The 20,948-nt window shown below is 54.9% G+C and carries 20 protein-coding genes and 1 riboswitch; of the genes, 9 read left to right on the top strand and 11 right to left on the bottom strand.

Annotated elements, in window-relative coordinates; genetic code table 11:
* Window position 1 precedes the first annotated feature (1 nt).
* From ftsL to leuO, 7 genes are all read right to left on the bottom strand, one after another.
* Window positions 2-367, bottom strand: a complete 366-nt coding sequence (gene ftsL / locus AC4OVU_RS04240) for a cell division protein FtsL (protein WP_063842518.1) — start codon at window positions 365-367, stop codon at window positions 2-4.
* A complete protein-coding gene (gene rsmH / locus AC4OVU_RS04235; RefSeq protein ID WP_003856366.1) occupies window positions 364-1,305 on the bottom strand; it encodes a 16S rRNA (cytosine(1402)-N(4))-methyltransferase RsmH in 942 nt (313 codons plus the stop codon). The genes ftsL and rsmH overlap by 4 nt, the downstream gene beginning before the upstream one ends.
* A gap of 2 nt (window positions 1,306-1,307) precedes the next feature.
* The gene (gene mraZ / locus AC4OVU_RS04230; RefSeq protein ID WP_006810119.1) at window positions 1,308-1,766 is read right to left on the bottom strand and encodes a division/cell wall cluster transcriptional repressor MraZ; all 459 of its coding nucleotides are present in this window, start codon (window positions 1,764-1,766) and stop codon (window positions 1,308-1,310) included.
* 591 nt (window positions 1,767-2,357) lie between these two features.
* Window positions 2,358-3,362, bottom strand: coding sequence for a catabolite repressor/activator (gene cra / locus AC4OVU_RS04225; RefSeq protein ID WP_003856369.1), 1,005 nt, complete (start codon window positions 3,360-3,362; stop codon window positions 2,358-2,360).
* A 179-nt stretch (window positions 3,363-3,541) separates the two neighbouring features.
* The gene (gene ilvN / locus AC4OVU_RS04220; RefSeq protein ID WP_003856371.1) at window positions 3,542-4,033 is read right to left on the bottom strand and encodes an acetolactate synthase small subunit; all 492 of its coding nucleotides are present in this window, start codon (window positions 4,031-4,033) and stop codon (window positions 3,542-3,544) included.
* 1 nt (window position 4,034) lies between these two features.
* The gene (gene ilvI, locus AC4OVU_RS04215; RefSeq protein WP_015572665.1) at window positions 4,035-5,759 is read right to left on the bottom strand and encodes an acetolactate synthase 3 large subunit; all 1,725 of its coding nucleotides are present in this window, start codon (window positions 5,757-5,759) and stop codon (window positions 4,035-4,037) included.
* 376 nt (window positions 5,760-6,135) lie between these two features.
* Complete coding sequence (leuO, locus tag AC4OVU_RS04210) at window positions 6,136-7,080, bottom strand: transcriptional regulator LeuO (protein ID WP_017383788.1); 945 nt, start codon at window positions 7,078-7,080, stop codon at window positions 6,136-6,138.
* Window positions 7,081-7,708: 628 nt separating this feature from the next.
* On the opposite strand from leuO, the gene leuL reads away from it, so the two are divergent.
* The 5 genes from leuL (at window position 7,709) to leuD (ending at window position 12,568) form a co-directional block, all read left to right on the top strand.
* Window positions 7,709-7,795, top strand: coding sequence for a leu operon leader peptide (gene leuL, locus AC4OVU_RS04205; protein ID WP_057979999.1), 87 nt, complete (start codon window positions 7,709-7,711; stop codon window positions 7,793-7,795).
* Between the two features lie 91 nt (window positions 7,796-7,886).
* Complete coding sequence (leuA, locus tag AC4OVU_RS04200; RefSeq protein ID WP_017383789.1) at window positions 7,887-9,458, top strand: 2-isopropylmalate synthase; 1,572 nt, start codon at window positions 7,887-7,889, stop codon at window positions 9,456-9,458.
* The gene (gene leuB, locus AC4OVU_RS04195) at window positions 9,458-10,549 is read left to right on the top strand and encodes a 3-isopropylmalate dehydrogenase (RefSeq protein ID WP_017694521.1); all 1,092 of its coding nucleotides are present in this window, start codon (window positions 9,458-9,460) and stop codon (window positions 10,547-10,549) included. Before leuA ends, leuB begins: the two co-directional genes overlap by 1 nt.
* 2 nt (window positions 10,550-10,551) lie before the next feature.
* Window positions 10,552-11,952: a 3-isopropylmalate dehydratase large subunit gene (leuC, locus tag AC4OVU_RS04190; protein ID WP_017383791.1), complete on the top strand. Its 1,401-nt coding sequence runs from the start codon at window positions 10,552-10,554 to the stop codon at window positions 11,950-11,952.
* Between the two features lie 10 nt (window positions 11,953-11,962).
* Complete coding sequence (gene leuD / locus AC4OVU_RS04185; RefSeq protein WP_015572662.1) at window positions 11,963-12,568, top strand: 3-isopropylmalate dehydratase small subunit; 606 nt, start codon at window positions 11,963-11,965, stop codon at window positions 12,566-12,568.
* 91 nt (window positions 12,569-12,659) lie between these two features.
* Here leuD and AC4OVU_RS04180 read toward each other — a convergent pair whose 3' ends face one another.
* The 3 genes from AC4OVU_RS04180 to sgrT form a co-directional block, all read right to left on the bottom strand.
* Window positions 12,660-12,812, bottom strand: coding sequence for a Hok/Gef family protein (locus AC4OVU_RS04180; RefSeq protein ID WP_010427008.1), 153 nt, complete (start codon window positions 12,810-12,812; stop codon window positions 12,660-12,662).
* Between the two features lie 216 nt (window positions 12,813-13,028).
* On the bottom strand, window positions 13,029-14,207 hold the full coding sequence (locus tag AC4OVU_RS04175; protein ID WP_015572661.1) for a sugar efflux transporter: 1,179 nt from the start codon (window positions 14,205-14,207) through the stop codon (window positions 13,029-13,031).
* Window positions 14,208-14,328: 121 nt separating this feature from the next.
* The gene (gene sgrT, locus AC4OVU_RS04170) at window positions 14,329-14,481 is read right to left on the bottom strand and encodes a glucose uptake inhibitor SgrT (protein ID WP_023303076.1); all 153 of its coding nucleotides are present in this window, start codon (window positions 14,479-14,481) and stop codon (window positions 14,329-14,331) included.
* A gap of 88 nt (window positions 14,482-14,569) precedes the next feature.
* Between sgrT and sgrR the strand changes: the two genes are divergently transcribed.
* From sgrR to thiQ, 4 genes are all read left to right on the top strand, one after another.
* Window positions 14,570-16,225 carry an HTH-type transcriptional regulator SgrR gene (gene sgrR, locus AC4OVU_RS04165; protein ID WP_023303075.1) on the top strand — a complete coding sequence of 552 codons (1,656 nt, stop codon included), beginning with the start codon at window positions 14,570-14,572 and terminating at the stop codon, window positions 16,223-16,225.
* A gap of 36 nt (window positions 16,226-16,261) precedes the next feature.
* Window positions 16,262-16,362: riboswitch (TPP riboswitch) on the top strand.
* A 31-nt stretch (window positions 16,363-16,393) separates the two neighbouring features.
* On the top strand, window positions 16,394-17,377 hold the full coding sequence (thiB, locus tag AC4OVU_RS04160) for a thiamine ABC transporter substrate binding subunit (protein WP_284965368.1): 984 nt from the start codon (window positions 16,394-16,396) through the stop codon (window positions 17,375-17,377).
* A complete protein-coding gene (gene thiP / locus AC4OVU_RS04155; protein ID WP_491928626.1) occupies window positions 17,353-18,963 on the top strand; it encodes a thiamine/thiamine pyrophosphate ABC transporter permease ThiP in 1,611 nt (536 codons plus the stop codon). The genes thiB and thiP overlap by 25 nt, the downstream gene beginning before the upstream one ends.
* Window positions 18,947-19,648, top strand: a complete 702-nt coding sequence (gene thiQ / locus AC4OVU_RS04150; RefSeq protein ID WP_047055968.1) for a thiamine ABC transporter ATP-binding protein ThiQ — start codon at window positions 18,947-18,949, stop codon at window positions 19,646-19,648. Before thiP ends, thiQ begins: the two co-directional genes overlap by 17 nt.
* A gap of 477 nt (window positions 19,649-20,125) precedes the next feature.
* On the opposite strand, the gene AC4OVU_RS04145 is transcribed toward thiQ, so the two are convergent.
* On the bottom strand, window positions 20,126-20,893 hold the full coding sequence (locus AC4OVU_RS04145) for a DedA family protein (protein WP_047055966.1): 768 nt from the start codon (window positions 20,891-20,893) through the stop codon (window positions 20,126-20,128).
* Between the last annotated feature and the right edge of the window lie 55 nt (window positions 20,894-20,948).

Here is a 20,948-nt window from a genome sequence, read left to right as displayed (position 1 = left end):
CTTATTTTTGTACTACGATATTTTCCTGCGAAGGATCAACATGCTGTAATTGCAGTTTTTCCGTTGCGATCCGTTCAACCCGGCTGTGATCGCCGAGCGCGTTTTCTTCAAGGATCAGATTTCGCCATTCAATATCCAGCGCATCGCGTTCCAGTACCATCTGTTCGCGCTGCGCAGTTAATAAACGGGTATGGTGAGCGGTGGTGACCACCATGACTGCCGTCACAATGATGCAAATGAACAAGCAGAGTGGCAGCTTCCCAAACCGCAAAAGATCGTCGCCGATCACGCCAGGCAAGGCATGGCGCTCGTTGCTTCCTAACGATCCCTTAACTTTGCTTAGGGTGTCTGTCACTCTGCTGATCATGCGTTCGTCCTCTCTGCAATACGCAGCACTGAACTACGGGCACGTGGATTCTCTGCCACCTCTTCTTCGCCCGGCATCAACTTGCCTAATGCTCGCAACTGACGGCCTCCCAGCTTTCTGAGTTGTTCTTCCGTCATCGGCAACCCAGCTGGAACCTGCGGACCGCGGCTCTGTTCACGCATAAAGCGTTTTACGATGCGATCTTCCAGCGAATGGAAGCTGATGATGGATAACCGCCCACCCGGGGCCAGCACGTCGAGCGAGCTTTTTAGCGCCAGCTCTATTTCCTCCAGTTCACTGTTTACCCAGATACGAACCGCCTGGAAGGTACGGGTCGCAGGATGTTTGTGCTTGTCCTTCACCGGCGTTGCCGCCGCGATGACTTCTGCCAGCTCTTTGGTACGGGTCATTGGCTCAACGCGGTTGCGCTCCACGATGGCGCGCGCAATACGTTTGCCAAAGCGTTCTTCACCGAAGGTTTTGATTACCCAGGCAATATCCGCTTCGTCAGCAGTTTGTAACCATTCAGCGGCAGACTGGCCGCGAGTGGGGTCCATACGCATATCCAGCGGCCCATCACGCATAAAGGAGAAGCCGCGTTCTGCATCATCAAGCTGTGGTGAAGAGACGCCAAGATCGAGGAGAATCCCGTCGATCTTGCCGGTCAGGCCGCGCTCAGCGACATAATCCGCAAGCGCAGAGAAAGGTCCATGCACGATGGAAAAGCGAGGATCATCGATGGTTTGCGCAACGGCAATCGCCTGCGGATCGCGGTCAATTGCCAGCAGGCGTCCTTCCGCTCCAAGCTGGGAGAGGATCAAACGCGAGTGACCACCGCGACCAAAAGTGCCATCAATATAGATGCCGTCTGGACGAATATTCAGGCCGTTAACGGCCTCATCCAGCAGCACCGTTGTATGTTTATAATTTTCCATCATATTTATAGAGACAAGTCCCGCAGCCGTTCCGATAATGTTGCGGAATCAGACTGCTCAGCGTCGATATCTTCCTTGACCTGTTGATACCAGGTCGTTTCGTCCCACAGTTCAAACTTGTTGAACTGCCCGACCAGCATCACTTCTTTAGTCAGACCGGCGTGTTGCCGCAACACAGGCGCAATCAATAATCGCCCGGCGCTATCCATCTGACATTCACTGGCATGTCCCAATAACAACCGCTGCACGCGGCGTTCTTGCGGGTTCATGCTCGACAGTCGCGACAGCTTTTGCTCAATGATTTCCCATTCAGGCAAAGGGTAAAGCAGCAGGCAGGGGGAGTTGATGTCAATGGTGCAAACCAGTTGACCCGAAGCGTTCTCAATCAGCTGGTCGCGGTATCGGGTTGGTACCGATAAACGCCCTTTGCTGTCGAGATTGACTAACGTTGCTCCACGGAACATGCCAGCCTCACCCCTCCTCACCACTTTAACCCACAAATTCCCACCTGAAGGAGTTTACGGAGCGAGGGAAAAGCTTGTCAAGCCAGGACTCTCTCTATACCGGCGCGAAAGCACCGTATTTACAGAGCAAGAGTGACCTGGCTAATAACTACACAACTGGCGAGGCAAAATTAACGTTATGAATATTTGTAAGAAAAAAACCGAATATGCACACGAGCGTTAAGACTCACTCAATATCATCGCAGGGAAATATAAAGTGTCAGTTTGCGACGCGGGCAGCATTTTAAGGCATATCGCCGGGGGATAACAGCACCAGATTAAGCGCAAGGCAATATGGATTCGTTCGTGTACATTGAGGGCTGAAGGGGAGAGTAAAAAATGGCTGAATATTCATCGGCTGGCGGCTGTTTGTAACAAAACAATACAAAAGAATGCCCGTTAAAAATTATAATTGCGCTTTTTAACGCCAAAACGGATTCAGAAAAATAGCCGGCTACGAATCTTAGAGATAAATCCTAATTTTTATCCGGGAATTATTTCCCGCAATAAATGCGCCGCAAAAGGGGCAGTTTTACCGCCCCTGTGGAAATATTAATGGCGGCTCAAAATCCCGCGCCGATAGAGATTACGTTTGATACGCGTAAGCCCGGGTTTCGGTTTGCGAGGTTCATCCAGGCTTGCCAGAACAATCTCAAGCACGCGCTCGGCGACGTCGCGGTGACGCTGAGCCACGGCCAGCACCGGACATTGCAGGAAGTCGAGCAGTTCGTTATCGCCGAAGGTCGCAATCGCCAGATCGGATGGCAGCTTGCCATCGCGACGTAACGTCACGTCCATCACCCCCTGCAACAGGGCAAACGAGGTGGTAAACAACGCCTGCGGCATCGGGTGCGTTTCCAGCCATTTCTCGAACAGTTGAGCAGCCGCTTCGCGCTCATAGCTGTTGGCATACAGATAATGAACGTCACGCGGATCGTCTTTCCACGCCGTACGGAACCCTTGTTCACGCAGGAAGCTCACGGATAGTTCAGGCAAAGCGCCAAGATAGAGCACCGTTTCCGCCGGGAAGGTACGCAGCTCGGCAGCCAGCATTTCTGCATCGTCCTGATCGGCGCCTACGACGCTGGTGAAATGTTCACGATCCAAAGCACGATCCAGCGCCACAATCGGGAATGGATCGTTCGCCCAGCGCTGATAGAAAGGATGCTCGGGTGGTAAAGAGGTCGACACGATGATGGCGTCAACCTGACGTTGCAGCAGATGCTCAATGCAGCGCATCTCGTTGTCGGGCTGATCCTCGGAGCAGGCAATCAACAGCTGATAGCCCCGCTGACGAGCCTGACGTTCAAGATAGTTGGCGATGCGGGTATAGCTGGTGTTTTCCAGATCCGGGATCACCAGGCCAATCGAGCGGGTGCGTCCGGCACGTAAACCTGCGGCGACAGCATTCGGATGGTAATTATGCTCACGAACGACTGCCATCACTTTCTCAACGGTCTTATCGCTGACACGATACTGCTTTGCTTTACCGTTAATCACATAGCTGGCCGTGGTTCTCGACACGCCGGCGAGCCGGGCGATTTCATCCAGTTTCACAATTGCCCCTCAAAAAAAGAAAAAAGTCCATGGCCCTGTCAAGGTTATGGTTAAATATTTTAACATCTAAACGCAGAATAGCTTTCACGGCAACCGCTTTTGTCCGCGTTGTCGGCGGATTACGCAAAAAAAAGCCCGGCTTTGGCTACCGGGCTGAAAGAGGCGAACCTTTTGCGCAACTAACGCATGATTTTATCGCCGCGCGAGAGGCCAACAACGCCAGAGCGCGCAACTTCAACAATTTTTGCCACATCCCTGACGGAGGCCAGGAACGCATCCAGCTTATCGCTCGTTCCGGCAAGCTGCACAGTATATATAGAAGGCGTGACGTCAATGATCTGCCCACGGAAAATATCCGTGTTACGCTTGACCTCTTCACGGCCATAACCGCTGGCCTGAATTTTCACCAGCATCACTTCACGTTCGACGTAAGCCCCCTGCCCCAGCTCGCTGACGCGCAACACGTCCACCAGCTTGTGCAATTGCTTTTCGATCTGCTCAAGCACTTTTGCATCGCCGACAGTCTGGATCGTCATGCGGGAGAGCGTTGGATCATCGGTCGGCGCAACGGTCAGGCTTTCAATGTTGTATCCGCGCTGCGCAAAAAGCCCAATGACGCGTGACAGTGCGCCCGACTCATTTTCCAGTAATACAGATAATATCCGGCGCATATCAGGTTCTCTCCGTTTTGCTTAACCACATTTCATCCATACCACCGCCACGGATATGCATCGGATAAACGTGCTCTGTGCCGTCTACGATGACGTCCATGAAGACGAGGCGATTGTTTTTAACGTGCTCAAGCGCTTCGCCGAGCTTCGCTTCCAGCTCTGACGGATCGGTTACCCGCATGCCAATATGACCATAGGCTTCAGCCAGACGGACAAAGTCCGGAAGTGACTTCATATAAGACTGAGAGTGACGGCCGGAATAAATCATATCCTGCCACTGCTTCACCATACCGAGGTAACCGTTATTCAGGTTAAGCACCAGCACTGGCAACTCATATTGCAGCGCAGTAGAAAGCTCCTGAATATTCATCTGTATACTGCCATCACCCGTTACGCAGATAACCGTTTCGTTCGGCAACGCAAGCTTCACCCCCAGCGCGGCGGGCAGACCAAAGCCCATCGTGCCAAGCCCGCCTGAGTTGATCCAGCGACGCGGTTTATCAAACGGGTAATACAACGCAGCGAACATCTGATGCTGGCCTACGTCAGAAGTGACATACGCCTCGCCTTTGGTCAGATGCCAGATCGTCTCGATCACCGCCTGCGGCTTGATGTTCTCACTCTGCGTGTCGTATTTAAGGCACTGACGGCCGCGCCATTGTTCGATTTGCTGCCACCAGTCACGGATCTCATCCAGCGGTTGAGAGGCGGTCTCCTGCGCCAGTAGTTCCAACATTTGATCCAGCACCTGTCGTGCGTCCCCCACGATGGGCACATCCGCCGGCACCGTTTTAGAGATAGAAGTAGGATCGATATCAATGTGTAGCACCGTCGCATTCGGACAGTATTTCGCCAGGTTATTGGTGGTGCGATCGTCAAAACGTACGCCGACGGCAAAAATCACATCAGAATGGTGCATCGTCATATTGGCTTCATAGGTGCCATGCATACCCAGCATGCCCAGCGCCTGACGGTGGGTAGCCGGGAATGCCCCCAGCCCCATCAGCGATGACGCGACAGGAAGATTCAGCTTCTCAATCAGTTCGCGTAGTTGCGTTTCACAGGCTGCATTGACGGCGCCGCCCCCCACATAGACTACGGGCTTTTTCGCAGCCAGCAGCGTTTGCAGCGCACGCTTAATCTGGCCTTTGTGCCCTTGCGTCGTCGGATTATACGAACGCATGCTCACCGACTCAGGCCACAGGTAAGGCAGTTTATTCGCGGGATTGAGAATATCTTTTGGCAGATCGACAACCACTGGCCCAGGACGACCGCTGGCGGCCAGCCAGAAGGCTTTTTTCAGCACGCCCGGGATATCTTCCGTTTGCTTAACCAGAAAGCTGTGCTTCACCACGGGGCGTGAGATCCCCACCATGTCGCATTCCTGAAACGCATCATAGCCAATCAGTGACGTCGCCACCTGTCCGGAGAGAATGACCAGTGGAATAGAGTCCATATACGCAGTCGCAATGCCGGTGATGGCATTGGTCGCTCCCGGCCCCGAAGTGACCAGCACTACACCCACTTCTCCCGTGGCGCGGGCCAGGCCGTCAGCCATATGCACAGCAGCCTGTTCATGACGAACCAGAACATGATCAATACCGCCTACCGTGTGCAGCGCGTCATAAATATCGAGAACCGCGCCTCCGGGATAGCCAAACACTTGTTTCACGCCCTGATCGATAAGCGATCGGACGACCATTTCCGCGCCAGACAACATCTCCATGCTTTGCCTCCAGGCTTTTGTTATAGACGGTCAACAGAATTCATTTCCGCGCCGTCTTCTGACAGGGTAAACCCATCTTATAATGTGCAGAGTGAGGGATACCTTAACCGCTCGTTATGAGGCAGGCAATTAGCAAACGGAATGCGGGAATGGGCAATAAAAGCAGAAAAAATAGCTGTCAGACACGAATATGGTGAATTCGTCTGGTATAAGGGGAGACGCTAATAATTCATCTCTTAAAAAGAGGATGGATCAGGAAATCATCTATTTTTAAGCCGCCCTGAGCGTCTGAAAAAATGCGCACAGAACAAAATATTGCCTGCATAAAAAATCACAGAATAAACCGCATGGCACCATGCGGTTTATTCACCCTGACTTATCGACGACAAATATTGATCAGCAACTCTTCCATCCACTGGTGCCCTTTATCCCGCCCCGCCGCTTCATGCCAGGAAAGATAACAGGTACGGCTATTCAGCTTGAGCGGCAGAGGTAAAATTTGCAGGCTCAGCGAATCGGAGAACTCTTCAGCAAGCCAGCGCGGTGCAATAGCGACTAGCTGCGTCTGAGAAACGACATTTAAAACGCTGACCATCGCCATCCCCTGATAGGCCACGCTGGCTTGTTTATCGGCAGTGTCATACCACGGCTGACTGAACGAAGCATATCTGTCCAGAGCAACAACGGCATGCTGCTCGCTGTAAACATCGCTTTCACGCAGCGGCGAATTCATGCGTGGATGTTTTTTGCTGGCGACTAACACCATTTCATCTTTAAACAACGGAACACAGGCAAACTCTGGACGGCGAAACTCTTCGTAGCCCAGAACGAACTCCGTTTCCTGATAACGAAGCTGGTGCTCAGTGTTTTGATTTAAAGATGATTTAAAAACGAGATGAATATTAGGAGCAATCTGTTCAACTTTATTATATATAACAGACGTCAAATAATTGTCTAACGGACTGCAAACACAGAGATGGAAAACCCGCTCACTGCTTAAAGGTTCAAACCCTGAGCCGGGAAGCTCATTTTGAACCAGCTGTAGCGCCTGACGAATCGAACCGAATAGCTGGAATGCACGCGCCGTGGGCTGGATACCTCTTCCATACCGGACGAATAACTCGTCATTAAACATCACCTTAAGTCTGGCTACGGCATTACTCACGGCAGGTTGAGACATTCCCAGAGATTGCGCTGCTCGCGTAATATTCTGCTCCTGCATAACTGCATCAAATACAGTTAACAGGTTGAGATCCACTGTGCGTAACTGAGGCTTAACCCCATCATAAGGCTGTGGTTGGTTAATATTATTTTCTGGCATTTCTGACTCCACTGTCACGCTAAATTCCCTTTGCCAAAGTACAGTAATAACTTCGAAAAATATGATTTACCATGCATATACAACAAGCGAAAGGAAATTATTTAAAATTCAGAATATATAAAGAACCCTCATTCAAGAGATGGCATTAAGCATCCCCTGAATGAAGAGCTAAAAATCGTTCAAATGATATCTAAAACTTTAATGCAGGCATGAAACCATAAAGCTGGCAAATACACAATCACCGCCTTAGTTAATAATAACTTAAGTATTATTAAACTATGAAGGGCATACACCACGATTTCATTAACAAAATGATATCAATATTGATAACTTTCCCGCCCATGATTCATTCATAGAACTTATAACTCAATGAAATAAAACACATTCCATTTCACAGCACATCGGTAAAAATACTGTGTTCAATTGCTACCAATTATATTCAAATTATTCCAGAGATGAATCTCAAGTCCAATAATAGACAATTAAATCGGTTAACAGCGTAAAAACCAGCACAATTAGCTAATGTGTTTATCCTGCGCTGAGTGGCCGTTTTGCCTGAGAGGGGTTGACATGAGTCGGCGTATCCAGTACCACTAAAAGCATATCGCATTCATCTGGAGCACGATTCATGATTCGCACCCTTCGTTTCACCGGTCTACTACTACTAAACGCATCCACTGTGCGCGGTAGACTGGCGGGCGAAATTCAGCGTTGAATCGTCTTCAGTAAAACTCAAAACCCGCGCCACTGCGCGGGTTTTTTTATGCTCGTAGCAAGGCGCCCTAAGACTGACAAGGACCTAACCCATGAGCCAGCAAGTCGTTATTTTCGATACTACTTTACGTGACGGTGAACAGGCATTACAGGCGAGCCTGAGTGTTAAAGAAAAACTGCAAATTGCGCTGGCCCTCGAACGCATGGGTGTAGACGTAATGGAAGTCGGCTTTCCCGTCTCCTCGCCGGGTGATTTCGAGTCAGTACAGACCATCGCCCGCACCATCAAAAACAGCCGCGTATGCGGTCTGGCTCGCTGCGTTGAGAAAGATATTGATGTGGCCGCGGAATCCCTGAAAGTTGCAGAAGCCTTCCGTATCCATACATTCATTGCCACCTCCCCCATGCACATTGCAACCAAGCTGCGCAGCACGCTGGATGAAGTGATCGAACGTGCGGTGTATATGGTTAAACGCGCGCGTAACTATACTGATGACGTCGAATTCTCCTGTGAAGATGCAGGCCGCACGCCGATTGACGATTTGGCCCGTGTAGTGGAAGCCGCGATTAATGCCGGAGCCAGAACCATCAACATCCCGGATACCGTCGGCTACACCATGCCGTTTGAGTTCTCTAACATCATCACCGGCCTGTACGACCGCGTACCTAATATTGATAAAGCCATCATCTCTGTTCACACCCACGATGATTTGGGTCTGGCTGTGGGCAATGCCATCGCTGCCGTCCACGCCGGCGCGCGTCAGGTAGAAGGGGCAATGAACGGCATTGGTGAACGCGCCGGCAACTGCTCGCTGGAAGAAGTGATCATGGCGATCAAGGTGCGCAAAGACATTATGAACGTACACACTCGCATCAATCACAACGAAATCTGGCGCACCAGCCAGACCGTGAGCCAGATTTGCAATATGCCGATCCCGGCGAACAAGGCGATTGTTGGTACTGGCGCGTTCGCTCACTCCTCCGGTATTCACCAGGATGGCGTGCTGAAGAACCGTGAAAACTACGAAATCATGACTCCGGAATCCATCGGTCTGAACCAGGTTCAGCTGAACCTGACCTCACGCTCTGGCCGCGCGGCGGTGAAACACCGTATGGAAGAGATGGGGTATCAGGACAGCGATTACAACATGGATCAGCTGTACGACGCATTCCTGAAGCTGGCTGACAAGAAAGGCCAGGTCTTCGATTACGACCTGGAAGCGCTGGCATTTATCAACAAACAGCAGGAAGAGCCAGAACACTTCCGTCTGGACTACTTCACCGTTCAGTCAGGCTCAAGTGATATCGCTACCGCCTCCGTCAAGCTGGCCTGCGGCGATGAAATTAAAGCGGAAGCCGCCAACGGTAACGGCCCTGTGGATGCCATTTACCAGGCGATTAACCGCGTCACTGAGTACGACGTAGAGCTGGTGAAATACGACCTGACGGCAAAAGGGCACGGTAAAGACGCCCTGGGCCAGGTTGATATCGTCGTCAACTATAACGGTCGCCGTTTCCACGGTGTGGGTCTGGCGACAGATATCGTTGAATCCTCCGCGAAAGCGATGGTGCATGTCCTGAACAACATCTGGCGCGCCGCCGAAGTTGAAAAAGAGTTGCAACGCAAAGCTCAGAATAAAGAGAACAACAAGGAAACCGTGTGATGTCGAAGAATTACCATATTGCTGTGTTGCCGGGTGACGGTATTGGCCCGGAAGTGATGACACAGGCGCTGAAAGTACTGGAAGCCGTACGTTCGCGTTTTGCGATGAAAATTACCACCAGCCACTACGACGTGGGCGGTATTGCCATTGATAACCACGGTACTCCCCTGCCGAAAGGGACTGTAGAAGGCTGCGAGAATGCCGATGCCGTTCTGTTTGGATCCGTGGGTGGCCCTAAGTGGGAACATTTGCCTCCAGCAGAGCAGCCAGAGCGCGGCGCGCTGCTGCCGCTGCGTAAACACTTCAAACTGTTCAGCAACCTGCGTCCGGCGAAGCTGTACCCGGGGCTGGAAGAGTTTTGCCCGCTGCGCGCCGATATCGCCGCCAACGGTTTCGACATTCTCTGCGTGCGTGAGCTGACCGGCGGGATCTACTTCGGGCAGCCCAAAGGCCGCGAAGGCAGCGGTCAGCATGAGAAAGCGTTTGATACCGAGGTGTATCACCGTTTTGAAATTGAACGTATCGCTCATATCGCGTTTGAGTCAGCGCGCAAACGCCGCCGTAAAGTGACCTCTATTGATAAAGCGAACGTGCTCCAGTCGTCTATTTTGTGGCGCGAAATCGTCAGTGAAGTTGCCAGGCAGTACCCGGACGTTGAGCTGTCACATATGTATATCGACAACGCAACGATGCAGCTGATTAAAGATCCGTCCCAGTTTGACGTGCTGCTGTGCTCCAACCTGTTCGGCGATATTCTCTCGGATGAGTGCGCCATGATCACCGGCTCCATGGGTATGCTGCCCTCGGCCAGCCTGAACGAAGAAGGCTTTGGCCTGTACGAACCGGCGGGCGGCTCCGCGCCGGATATCGCAGGTAAAAACATCGCCAACCCGATTGCGCAGATCCTCTCCCTGGCTCTGCTGCTGCGCTACAGCCTGGATGCAGGCGATGCAGCAACCGCAATTGAAAACGCCATTAACCGGGCGTTAGAAGAAGGCGTCCGTACCGGTGATTTAGCACGCGGCACGGCGGCAGTCAGTACCGATGAAATGGGCGACATCATTGCCCGCTATGTCGCTGAAGGGGTGTAATCATGGCTAAGACGTTATATGAGAAGTTGTTTGATGCGCACGTTGTTTACGAAGCACCAAACGAAACCCCACTGTTGTACATCGACCGTCATCTGGTACACGAAGTGACCTCTCCTCAGGCATTTGACGGCCTGCGCGCGCACAAGCGCCCGGTGCGTCAGCCGGGTAAAACCTTTGCCACGATGGATCACAACGTTTCCACCCAGACCAAAGACATCAATGCATCTGGCGAGATGGCACGTATCCAGATGCAGGAGCTGATTAAGAACTGTAACGAGTTTGGCGTGGAGCTGTACGATCTGAACCACCCCTATCAGGGTATCGTCCACGTAATGGGGCCTGAGCAGGGTATTACTCTGCCGGGCATGACCATCGTCTGCGGCGACTCCCACACCGCGACGCACGGCGCATTTGGCGCCCTGGCGTTCGGGATTGGGACCTCTGAAGTTGAACACGTTCTGGCGACGCAGACCCTGAAGCAGGGCCGCGCCAAAACCATGAAGATTGAAGTGAAGGGTAAAGCTGCGCCGGGTATCACCGCGAAAGATATCGTGCTGGCGATTATCGGCAAAACCGGCAGCGCAGGCGGCACCGGTCACGTCGTGGAATTCTGCGGCGACGCTATCCAGGCGCTGAGCATGGAAGGTCGTATGACCCTGTGCAACATGGCCATTGAGATGGGCGCCAAAGCAGGCCTGGTGGCCCCAGACGAAACCACCTTCAATTATGTGAAGGGGCGTCTGCATGCCCCGAAAGGACAGGATTTTGACGACGCGGTAGCGTACTGGAAAACCCTGAAAACGGACGAGGGGGCAATTTTTGATACCGTTGTGACGTTACAGGCGGAAGAGATCGCCCCGCAGGTCACCTGGGGCACCAACCCGGGCCAGGTGATTTCCGTCAACGACAGCATTCCTGACCCGGCCTCCTTTGCCGATCCGGTCGAACGTGCCAGTGCGGAAAAAGCGCTGGCTTACATGGGGCTGAAACCCGGCGTACCGCTGACCGACGTGAGCATTGATAAAGTATTCATCGGCTCCTGTACCAACTCCCGTATTGAAGATTTACGCGCAGCGGCAGAAATTGCTAAAGGCCGCAAAGTGGCGCCGGGCGTGCAGGCGCTGGTTGTGCCGGGCTCCGGGCCGGTGAAAGCCCAGGCGGAAGCGGAGGGTCTGGATAAGATCTTTATTGAAGCAGGCTTCGAGTGGCGCCTGCCGGGTTGCTCCATGTGTCTGGCCATGAACAACGACCGCCTGAATCCGGGCGAGCGCTGTGCCTCCACCAGCAACCGTAACTTTGAAGGCCGTCAGGGCCGCGGTGGGCGCACCCACCTGGTCAGCCCGGCAATGGCCGCCGCTGCGGCAGTCACCGGTCATTTCGCCGATATTCGCAGCCTGAAATAAGGAGACAATCATGGCAGAGAAATTTACCCAACATACGGGCCGGGTTGTCCCTCTGGACGCCGCTAACGTCGATACTGACGCGATCATTCCTAAGCAGTTTTTGCAGAAAGTGACGCGCACGGGTTTTGGTGCGCATCTGTTCAACGACTGGCGTTTCCTCGACGATAAAGGCGAAGTGCCGAACCCGGAATTCGTCCTGAACTTTCCGGAATACAAAGGGGCTTCCATTCTGCTGGCGCGGGAAAACTTTGGCTGCGGATCGTCGCGTGAACATGCGCCCTGGGCATTAACCGACTACGGCTTTAAGGTGGTTATCGCCCCGAGCTTCGCGGATATCTTCTACGGCAACAGCTTCAACAACCAGCTGCTGCCGGTGACGCTGAGTGACGAACAGGTCGATGAACTGTTTGCGCTGGTGCAGGCGAATCCGGGGATTTCGTTTGAGGTGGATCTGGAAGCGGAAGTGGTGAAAGCCGGGGATAAGATCTACAGCTTCAGCATTGATGCGTTCCGCCGCCACTGCATGCTGAACGGTCTGGATAGCATTGGCCTGACGCTGCAACACGAAGAGGCTATCTCCGCTTACGAGAAAAAACAGCCTGCGTTTATGGGTTAAAGGCAATGGCCCGCAGGGCGCGGGCCATTGATAAGGGTGCGTTGAGGCTCAACCACTCTGGAGTGGCGGGGAAAACTCCCCGCCAATACTGCTAACGTTTTGCTTCGTAAGCCAACACTGCCGCCAGCTCTGTTTTCTCCTGTCTGAAGTGCAGCTCACACAGCGAGTCGCGCACCATCCAGGTGAAGATCAACAGCGTCGTACAGATCAGAAACAAACCTAACAGCAGAGTACGTTTTGGCATTCCAGCCTCCTTATTGCTTTTCGGCAATGAAGAGACTAACCTCGCAATGTTGGTTGTGAAGTTGGTCTCCCCATCAGTTTTTTGATGTGGGACTCTCCACTGTTTGCCTCTTGCGAAAGCCTGAGGCAAACAGCCTCAAGCACCCGTCACGCACTCTATGCGCCTTCTCTGCGCCTGTCAGAAAATCGTTTCATTTCGTGAAGCCGCCTTCCAGAATCAAACGTCTTTTACCCGGCACGTCAGCATCAGCGTGACGAGCGAAATCGCTGCGATCACCCAGTACACGGATGCATGCCCATAGCTTTGCGACAGCGCCCCCTGAATCACCCCTGCCAGAATCACGCCGGTAGAGATACTGTTGGTAAACAGCGTGGTCGCGGAGCCTGCGCGCCCCGGCATTAAATCCTGGAACCAGAGCATGCCTATCCCGGCAACGATTCCGATAAACACCGCGTTAAACAGCTGTAACGCCAGCAAGGCTTCACGCGAATGGAACAGGATCAGCCCCGCGTAGAACAGTACCCCGGCCGCCACGGCGACGACCATCATCCGACGCTTTCCGAAACGTTTGACGTAGTAACCCGCCAGAATCATCGCCGGGATCTCCAGCCCGGCAGCGGTGCCCATCAGAATACCCGCGAGCTTGTCGGGCAGTCCCAGATCGCTGCTGATCCACAGCGGCATATCAATAATGTACATGGTGTTGCAGGTCCACATCAGCGTGGAGGCGATAAACAACATGCGGACGTTTTTATCCTGCCAGCCGCTCACCTGCGTGATGGGCTTGTCCGTCACCTGCTCTACGCGCGCCACCGATGGCAGCGCAAAGGCTATCAGCGCCAGGCTGATGACAAAAATCCCCGCCGCGATGGAAAACATGGTGGTGAAGCCGTAGTTCAGCGCCAGCATAAACGCCAGCGGCGGACCGATGACCCACGCGAGAGAGAGCTGCGCACGCATCACCGAGCTGAACATCACCACTTCCCTCGCCGAGCTGTCGGCGTACTCCCGGGCCAGGGCGAACAGTTGCGGCATGGCGGTGTTCGCCAGAGAGGCCAGCAGCACGCCGCAGGTAATGAGCGTCAGGTAATGGCGGTTGAAGGCAAACAGCAGCGCGTTGCCCACGGCCATGGCGCAACAAAAGAGGATCAGCTTGCGGCGATCGCCCTGGCTGTCGGATCGTTTCGCCAGCCACAGGCTGACGAGGATCCCGGCAATGGCGTTGACGGTGTAGAACAGGCCCACCCAAAACGGCTGCGCCCCCACCTCGCGGCTGAGAAACAGGCTCAGCGTCGGCGCCTGAAGCGCGCCGGCCACGCCCATCATGAAGGCCACCAGCATAAAAGCGGCGTACACGCCATTCAGGCGTCGCCCCATCGTCATCAACCAGAGCATGCGCAAGTCCTTATGAAAGCGAATCGAAATTGGGTGGAATAGTAAACGAAAAAAGCCAGCAAAAAACATTTTGCTGGCGGGTGATTAGCACCAATACTCAGTCACACATGATCGAGGCGAGTTAGCGAGAAGAGGTCGATTTCGTAACGTCCCACTGCATCAGATCTTCCAGTATTCTCAGTCGCTGCTCTGCGCACTGGCGGGCCAGCCAGGACACTCCCTTTGTCGCTGAAAAATAGTGCTGATAAAACTGACGTGCGGTAGACCTCTTCATAATTTACCTCCTCGCTTCATCGATAAGGATTATTGGCTTAATATAGGGATTAATAAATTGCTGATTTTTTGTCAGGAGTTCCCCTTTTATGCCTTCCGGTCGTCTGCAACAACAATTTATCCGCCTCTGGCAGTGCTGCGAGGGGCAATCGCAGGAGACCACGCTGAACGAGCTGGCCGAGCTCCTCAACTGCTCCCGGCGTCATATGCGCACGCTCCTTAATACCATGCAGCAGCAGGGCTGGCTAAACTGGGAGGCCGAAGCCGGACGCGGCAAGCGTTCGCGCCTGACTTTCCTTTATACCGGCCTGGCGTTACAGCAACAGCGAGCGGAGGATCTGCTGGAGCAGGACCGCATCGATCAGCTGGTCCAGCTGGTGGGCGACAAAGCCGCCGTGCGCCAGATGCTGGTCTCGCATCTGGGACGCAGCTTTCGTCAGGGACGCCACATTCTGCGGGTACTTTACTACCGCCCAATGAAAAATCTGTTGCCCGGTACGGCGTTACGTCGCTCTGAAACCCACATGGCCCGGCAGATATTCAGCGGTCTGACGCGGATAAATGAGGAAAACGGGGAACTGGAAGCGGATATTGCCCATCACTGGCAACAGGTGTCTCCGCTGCACTGGCGCTTCTTTCTACGCCCCGGCATTCATTTCCACCATGGACGCGAGCTGGAGATGCGCGACGTTATCGCCTCTTTAGAGCGCGCCCGCACGCTGCCGCTCTATTCGCATATCGCACGGATCCACTCTCCAACGGCCTGGACGCTGGATATTGAGCTTTCGCAGCCGGACAAATGGCTTCCGTGGCTTCTGGGCTACGTGCCATCAATGATCCTGCCTGCCGAGTGGCGATCCCTGAACAATTTTTCCAGCCAGCCGATTGGTACGGGCCCCTACTCCGTTTCACGGAACAACAGTAATCAACTGAAGATCCGCGCCTTTGATGATTACTTTGGCTATAGGGCGTTGATCGACGAAGTGAACGTCTGGGTGTTACCGGATCTCAACGAAGAGCTGAGCGCAGGCCTGACCCTGGAAGGGCCAACAGCCGGTGAAAAGGCGTTCGAAAGCCGCCTGGAGGAGGGCTGCTACTACCTGCTCTTTGATAGCCGCAGCCATCGCGGGGCAAACCACGACGTCCGCAGGTGGATAAGCCATATTCTGGCGCCCGCTAACCTGATTTATCACGCAGAGGAGCAATACCAGACCTGGTGGTTCCCGGCCTATGGCCTGCTCCCACGCTGGCACCATGCGCAGCCCGTCCGCAGCGAAAAGCCTGCCGGACTGGAGACCATCACCCTCAGCTACTATCGCGACCACATTGAGCACCGTTTTCTGGCGAGGATCATGAGCACGCTGCTGGCAGCCGAAGGCGTGACGCTGGCGATACAGGAAGTCGATTATGATGAATGGCATCGCGGAGACGTCATCAGCGATATCTGGCTCAACAGCGCGAATTTTACGCTGCCGCTGGATTTCTCGCTCTTTTCTCACCTGTACGAGGTGCCCCTGATTCAGCACTGTATCAACCGGGACTGGCAGCAGGACGCCGCGCGGTGGCGGGCGGGAGAAATGGATCTGGCCGCCTGGTGTCAGGAATTACTGACCGGGCAGACGATCGTACCGCTGATTCACCACTGGCTGCTGATCCAGGGGCAGCGCAGCATGCGCGGTCTGCGGATGAATACCCTCGGCTGGTTTGATTTTAAATCCGCCTGGTTTGCGCCGCCGGAGCCATAACGCTTTCGTAATATTCACCAAATCATTACAATAGCGCCGTTCTCAACGGGGTGCTGCATCACTGATGTGCGCTGAGATAATACCCGTCGAACCTGATCCGGATAACGCCGGCGAAGGGATTTGAGGCTGTCTCTCAAAATCCTTTGCCACTCAACCCTGAGGTGCAAAGTGTTAAAAAACGTTCTTCCTCTGCTGGCGCTGGTTGCGCTGCCTGTTTTTGCTAAGCCTGTTCTGACGGTCTACACCTACGACTCCTTCTCCGCCGACTGGGCCCCCGGCCCGGTGGTAAAAAAAGCCTTTGAAGCCGACTGCAACTGCGAGCTGAAATTCGTGGCGCTGGAAGATGGCGTCTCGCTGCTCAACCGTCTGCGCATGGAAGGCAAAAACAGCAAAGCCGACGTGGTGCTCGGGCTGGATAACAACCTGCTGGAAGCCGCCACCCAAACCAGACTGTTCGCCAAAAGCGGCGTGGCGGCAGATGCCGTCAACGTACCGGGCGGCTGGAAAAACGACACCTTCGTTCCCTTTGATTACGGCTACTTTGCGTTTGTCTACGATAAAAACAAGCTGAAGAATCCGCCCAAAAGCCTGAAAGAGCTGGTCGAAAGTGACCAGAAATGGCGCGTAATTTATGAAGATCCGCGTACCAGCACGCCGGGTCTGGGGCTGCTATTGTGGATGCAGAAAGTCTACGGGGATAAAACGCCGGAAGCGTGGCAGAAGCTGGCCGCGAAAACCGTTACCGTCACCAAAGGCTGGAGCGAAGCCTACGGCCTGTTCCTGAAAGGCGAAAGCGATCTGGTGCTGAGCTACACTACCTCTCCGGCCTACCACATTATCGCCGAGAAGAAGGATAACTACGCCGCCGCGAACTTTGCTGAAGGGCATTATTTGCAGGTGGAAGTAGCCGCCCGCACCGCCGCGAGCAAACAGCCGGAGCTTGCCGAAAAATTCCTGAAATTTATGGTCTCCCCGGCATTCCAGAATGCTATTCCGACAGGAAACTGGATGTACCCGGTCACTGACGTTGCGCTGCCGGCAGGCTTTGAGCAGCTAAACAAGCCGCAAACCTCACTGGAATTTACGCCGCAGCAGGTTGCCGCCCAGCGCGCCGCATGGATTAGTGAATGGCAACGCGCCGTCAGCCGCTGATCCCCGGCTGGTTAGTTCCCGGGCTGCTCGCCGCCATACTGATGGTGGTCGTCAGCCTGGGTGCATTCCTTGCGCTGTGGTTTAACGCGCCAGAGAGCGATCTGCTCGCCCTCTGGCACGACAGCTATCTCTGGCACGTCATCCGTTTCTCCTTCTGGCAGGCGTTTCTCTCCGCGCTGCTGTCGACGATCCCGGCCATTTTCCTTGCACGCGCCCTCTATCGCAGACGTTTCCCCGGCAGGCTTGCCCTGCTGCGGCTGTGCGCGATGACGCTGATCCTGCCCGTGCTGGTGGCGGTGTTCGGCATTCTGAGCGTCTACGGTCGACAGGGCTGGCTGGCATCCCTCTTCAACCTGCTTGGTCTGGAATGGACCTTCTCCCCTTACGGCCTGAAAGGCATTCTGCTGGCGCATATTTTTTTCAATATGCCGATGGCGACGCGCCTCTTTTTACAGGCGCTGGAAAACATTCCCGGTGAGCAGCGTCAGATTGCCGCCCAGCTTGGCATGCGCGGCTGGTCGTTCTTCCGCTTTGTCGAATGGCCGTGGCTGCGACGCCAGATTGCCCCGGTGGCCGCGCTAATCTTTATGCTCTGCTTCGCCAGCTTCGCGACCGTGCTTTCTCTCGGCGGCGGGCCGCAGGCCACCACCATTGAGCTGGCGATCTATCAGGCCTTAAGTTACGACTACGATCCGGGCCGCGCCGCGCTGCTGGCGATGGTGCAGATGGTCTGCTGCCTGGCGCTGGTGTTACTCAGCCAGCGGCTGAGTAAAGCGATCCCCACAGGCAGCAATCACTTGACAGGCTGGCGCGATCCGCAGGACAGCCTGCACAGCCGCGTCGCGGATTTTATGCTGATCGCGCTGGCCCTCCTGCTTCTGCTGCCCCCGCTGCTGGCCGTTATCGTTGATGGCCTGAATCGCAATGTGTTGTCGGTACTGCAACAGCCTGTCCTGTGGCAGACGACGTGGACCTCATTGCGCATCGCGCTGGCAGCCGGGCTGCTGTGCGTGATCCTGACCATGATGCTGCTCTGGAGCAGCCGCGAGCTGTACGCGCGTCATGCCTGTAAAGCCGGACACGCGCTGGAACTGACGGGTATGCTGATCCTGGCGATGCCGGGTATTGTGCTGGCGACCGGATTCTTTTTACTGTTCAACAGCACCATCGGCCTGCCGGAAAGCGCCGACGGCATCGTCATTTTTACCAACGCGCTGATGGCTATCCCTTACGCGCTCAAGGTGCTGGAAAACCCGATGCGCGACGTCAACAGCCGCTACAGTTTGCTGTGTCAGTCGCTGGGCATGCAGGGCTGGAAGCGTCTGAAGGTGGTCGAACTGCGCGCGCTAAAGCGTCCGCTGGCTCAGGCGCTGGCGTTTGCCTGCGTGCTGTCGATTGGCGATTTTGGCGTTGTGGCCCTCTTTGGCAACGAGGATTTCCGCACGCTGCCGTTCTGGCTTTATCAGCAAATTGGCTCCTATCGTAGCCAGGACGGCGCCGTCACGGCACTTTTACTGCTGGTGCTGTGCTTTGCGTTATTTACCGTTATCGAAAAACTTCCGGGGCGTGATGTTAAAACTGACTGATGTAACCTGGCTTTATGAGCACCTGCCAATGCGTTTTACCCTCTCCGTTCGTCAGGGAGAGCGAATCGCAGTGCTTGGCCCCAGCGGGGCCGGAAAAAGTACCCTGCTCAATCTGATTGCCGGTTTTTTGCAGCCTGCCAGCGGGTCGATCGTCATTGATAATGGCGAATATACCTACGCTCCGCCGGCTAAGCGCCCGGTGTCGATGCTGTTTCAGGAAAACAATCTGTTCAATCATCTTACGGTGTGGCAGAACATCGCGCTGGGTATGGATCCGGGGTTAAAACTCAGTGTTGCGCAGCGTCAGACGCTGGAGGCGATCGCCGAACAAATGGGCCTGGCTGCGTTTATCAACAGACTACCGGGTGAGCTTTCCGGCGGCCAGCGCCAGCGCGTGGCGCTGGCACGCTGTCTGGTGCGCAAGCAGCCGCTGCTGCTGCTCGACGAACCCTTTTCGGCGCTCGACCCGGCCCTGCGTCAGGAGATGCTCTCACTGGTTGAGGAGGTTTGCGAGCGCGAGCAACTGACGATGCTGATGGTTTCGCATAGCATCGAAGATGCCGCACGCATCGCGCCGCGATCGGTGGTGATCGCGGAGGGACGTATTTTGTGGGATGGGGAAACAGAAGAACTTCTGAGTGGTAAGGCGGGGGCATCTTCACTTTTAGGTATTCGTGCGGTCTGATGCCCTCACCCTGGTCCTCTCCCACAGGGAGAGGGATCCCCAGTAATTTGAAAGCAAAAGCGATAACGTTGCCTTCAGAATAACTGAGGGCTTTCAGCGATGCCCTGGTCCGGCTGTAAATCGCTGAGGCGTTTCCTGTAGGCCGGGGCGAGGCGCAGGGATGCGCCGAGAGGGCGGGCTTTACAGGGATGTTACTTCCGCCCGTCCCCGATAAGCCGGAAGGAATAAGCCGAAGGTACCGCGAAGCGGCGATTTTCCGCCGGAAGCCCGGGTCGCCAGGGTGGTGGCGACTGAGCCACCCTGGCACGTTCACCGCTCATGTCGTGACAGAGTAGCAAGGAACATAAAGTGAACGGAATGACCACCAGAGCCGTATGTTCCCCCTCACCCCAGCCCTCTCCCTCAAGGGAGAGGTGGCCGTCTGTGCAGGCATTATTTTGTGGGGAACCCTTAGCCCACAGGGAGAGGGAAAACACCTTAACGGCTCACCACCTTCAACAGGATCTCACCGTACACCGGCATCAGCGGGTGGCGAATCAGCGCCACCAGCGCCACGACAGCCACTCCCAGCGTCAGCGGGGCCAGCCAGAGCAGGCGCGTGCGCGGAAGATAGCGCGTCAGGCGATCAACACTGGCTTTCGCGCTGCGCCACAGGCGCCAGCAGAACCAGACCGCCAGCCACAGCAGGACCGCCGTTCCCAGCAGCAGCCACTTGAACTCGCCGCTTTGCATACCGTCAGGAATATCGATGGCCGCGCCCGCCAGGATCCCCGGCAGGAAGTAGAACGGCGGCCAGAAGACGCAGCCGATGATGTTCGGCACCACAAACTTCGCGACGGGCAGATCCAGCATCCCGGCCACCATCGGCACCAGCGGGCGCGTTGGGCCAACAAAGCGCCCCACGAGGATGGTGAACATGCTGTGCTGGTGCAGCGCGTGCTCGGTTTTATCCAGCAGCGCTTTATTTTTTTTCATGAACGACCAGCGGTGCAGCGGCTTCTTAAAGCGCCAGCCCAGCCAGAAGGAGATCCAGTCCCCCAGCAAACAGCCAATAATACCGGCCATCCACGCCTGCCAGAAATTGACCTCGCCGCTGCCGATCAGCGCCCCAAGCCCCGCCATCATCACGGTGCCGGGCAGGATCAGCCCGACCAGCGCCAGCGACTCCAGAAACGCCACCAGCGCCACGGCGATGAGCGAATACATAACGGACTGGGTAATAAAATGTTCCAGCAATGCCTGCATAACTATTCCGGTCAGAAAACGAATCAGCGATTCTGCTTAGCGCCCTGCACCGCGT

This window comes from Enterobacter sp. 6722112, assembly GCF_058661685.1.
Note: the sequence above shows the minus strand (reverse complement) of the source record. Positions and strands in the feature narration are given on the sequence as shown.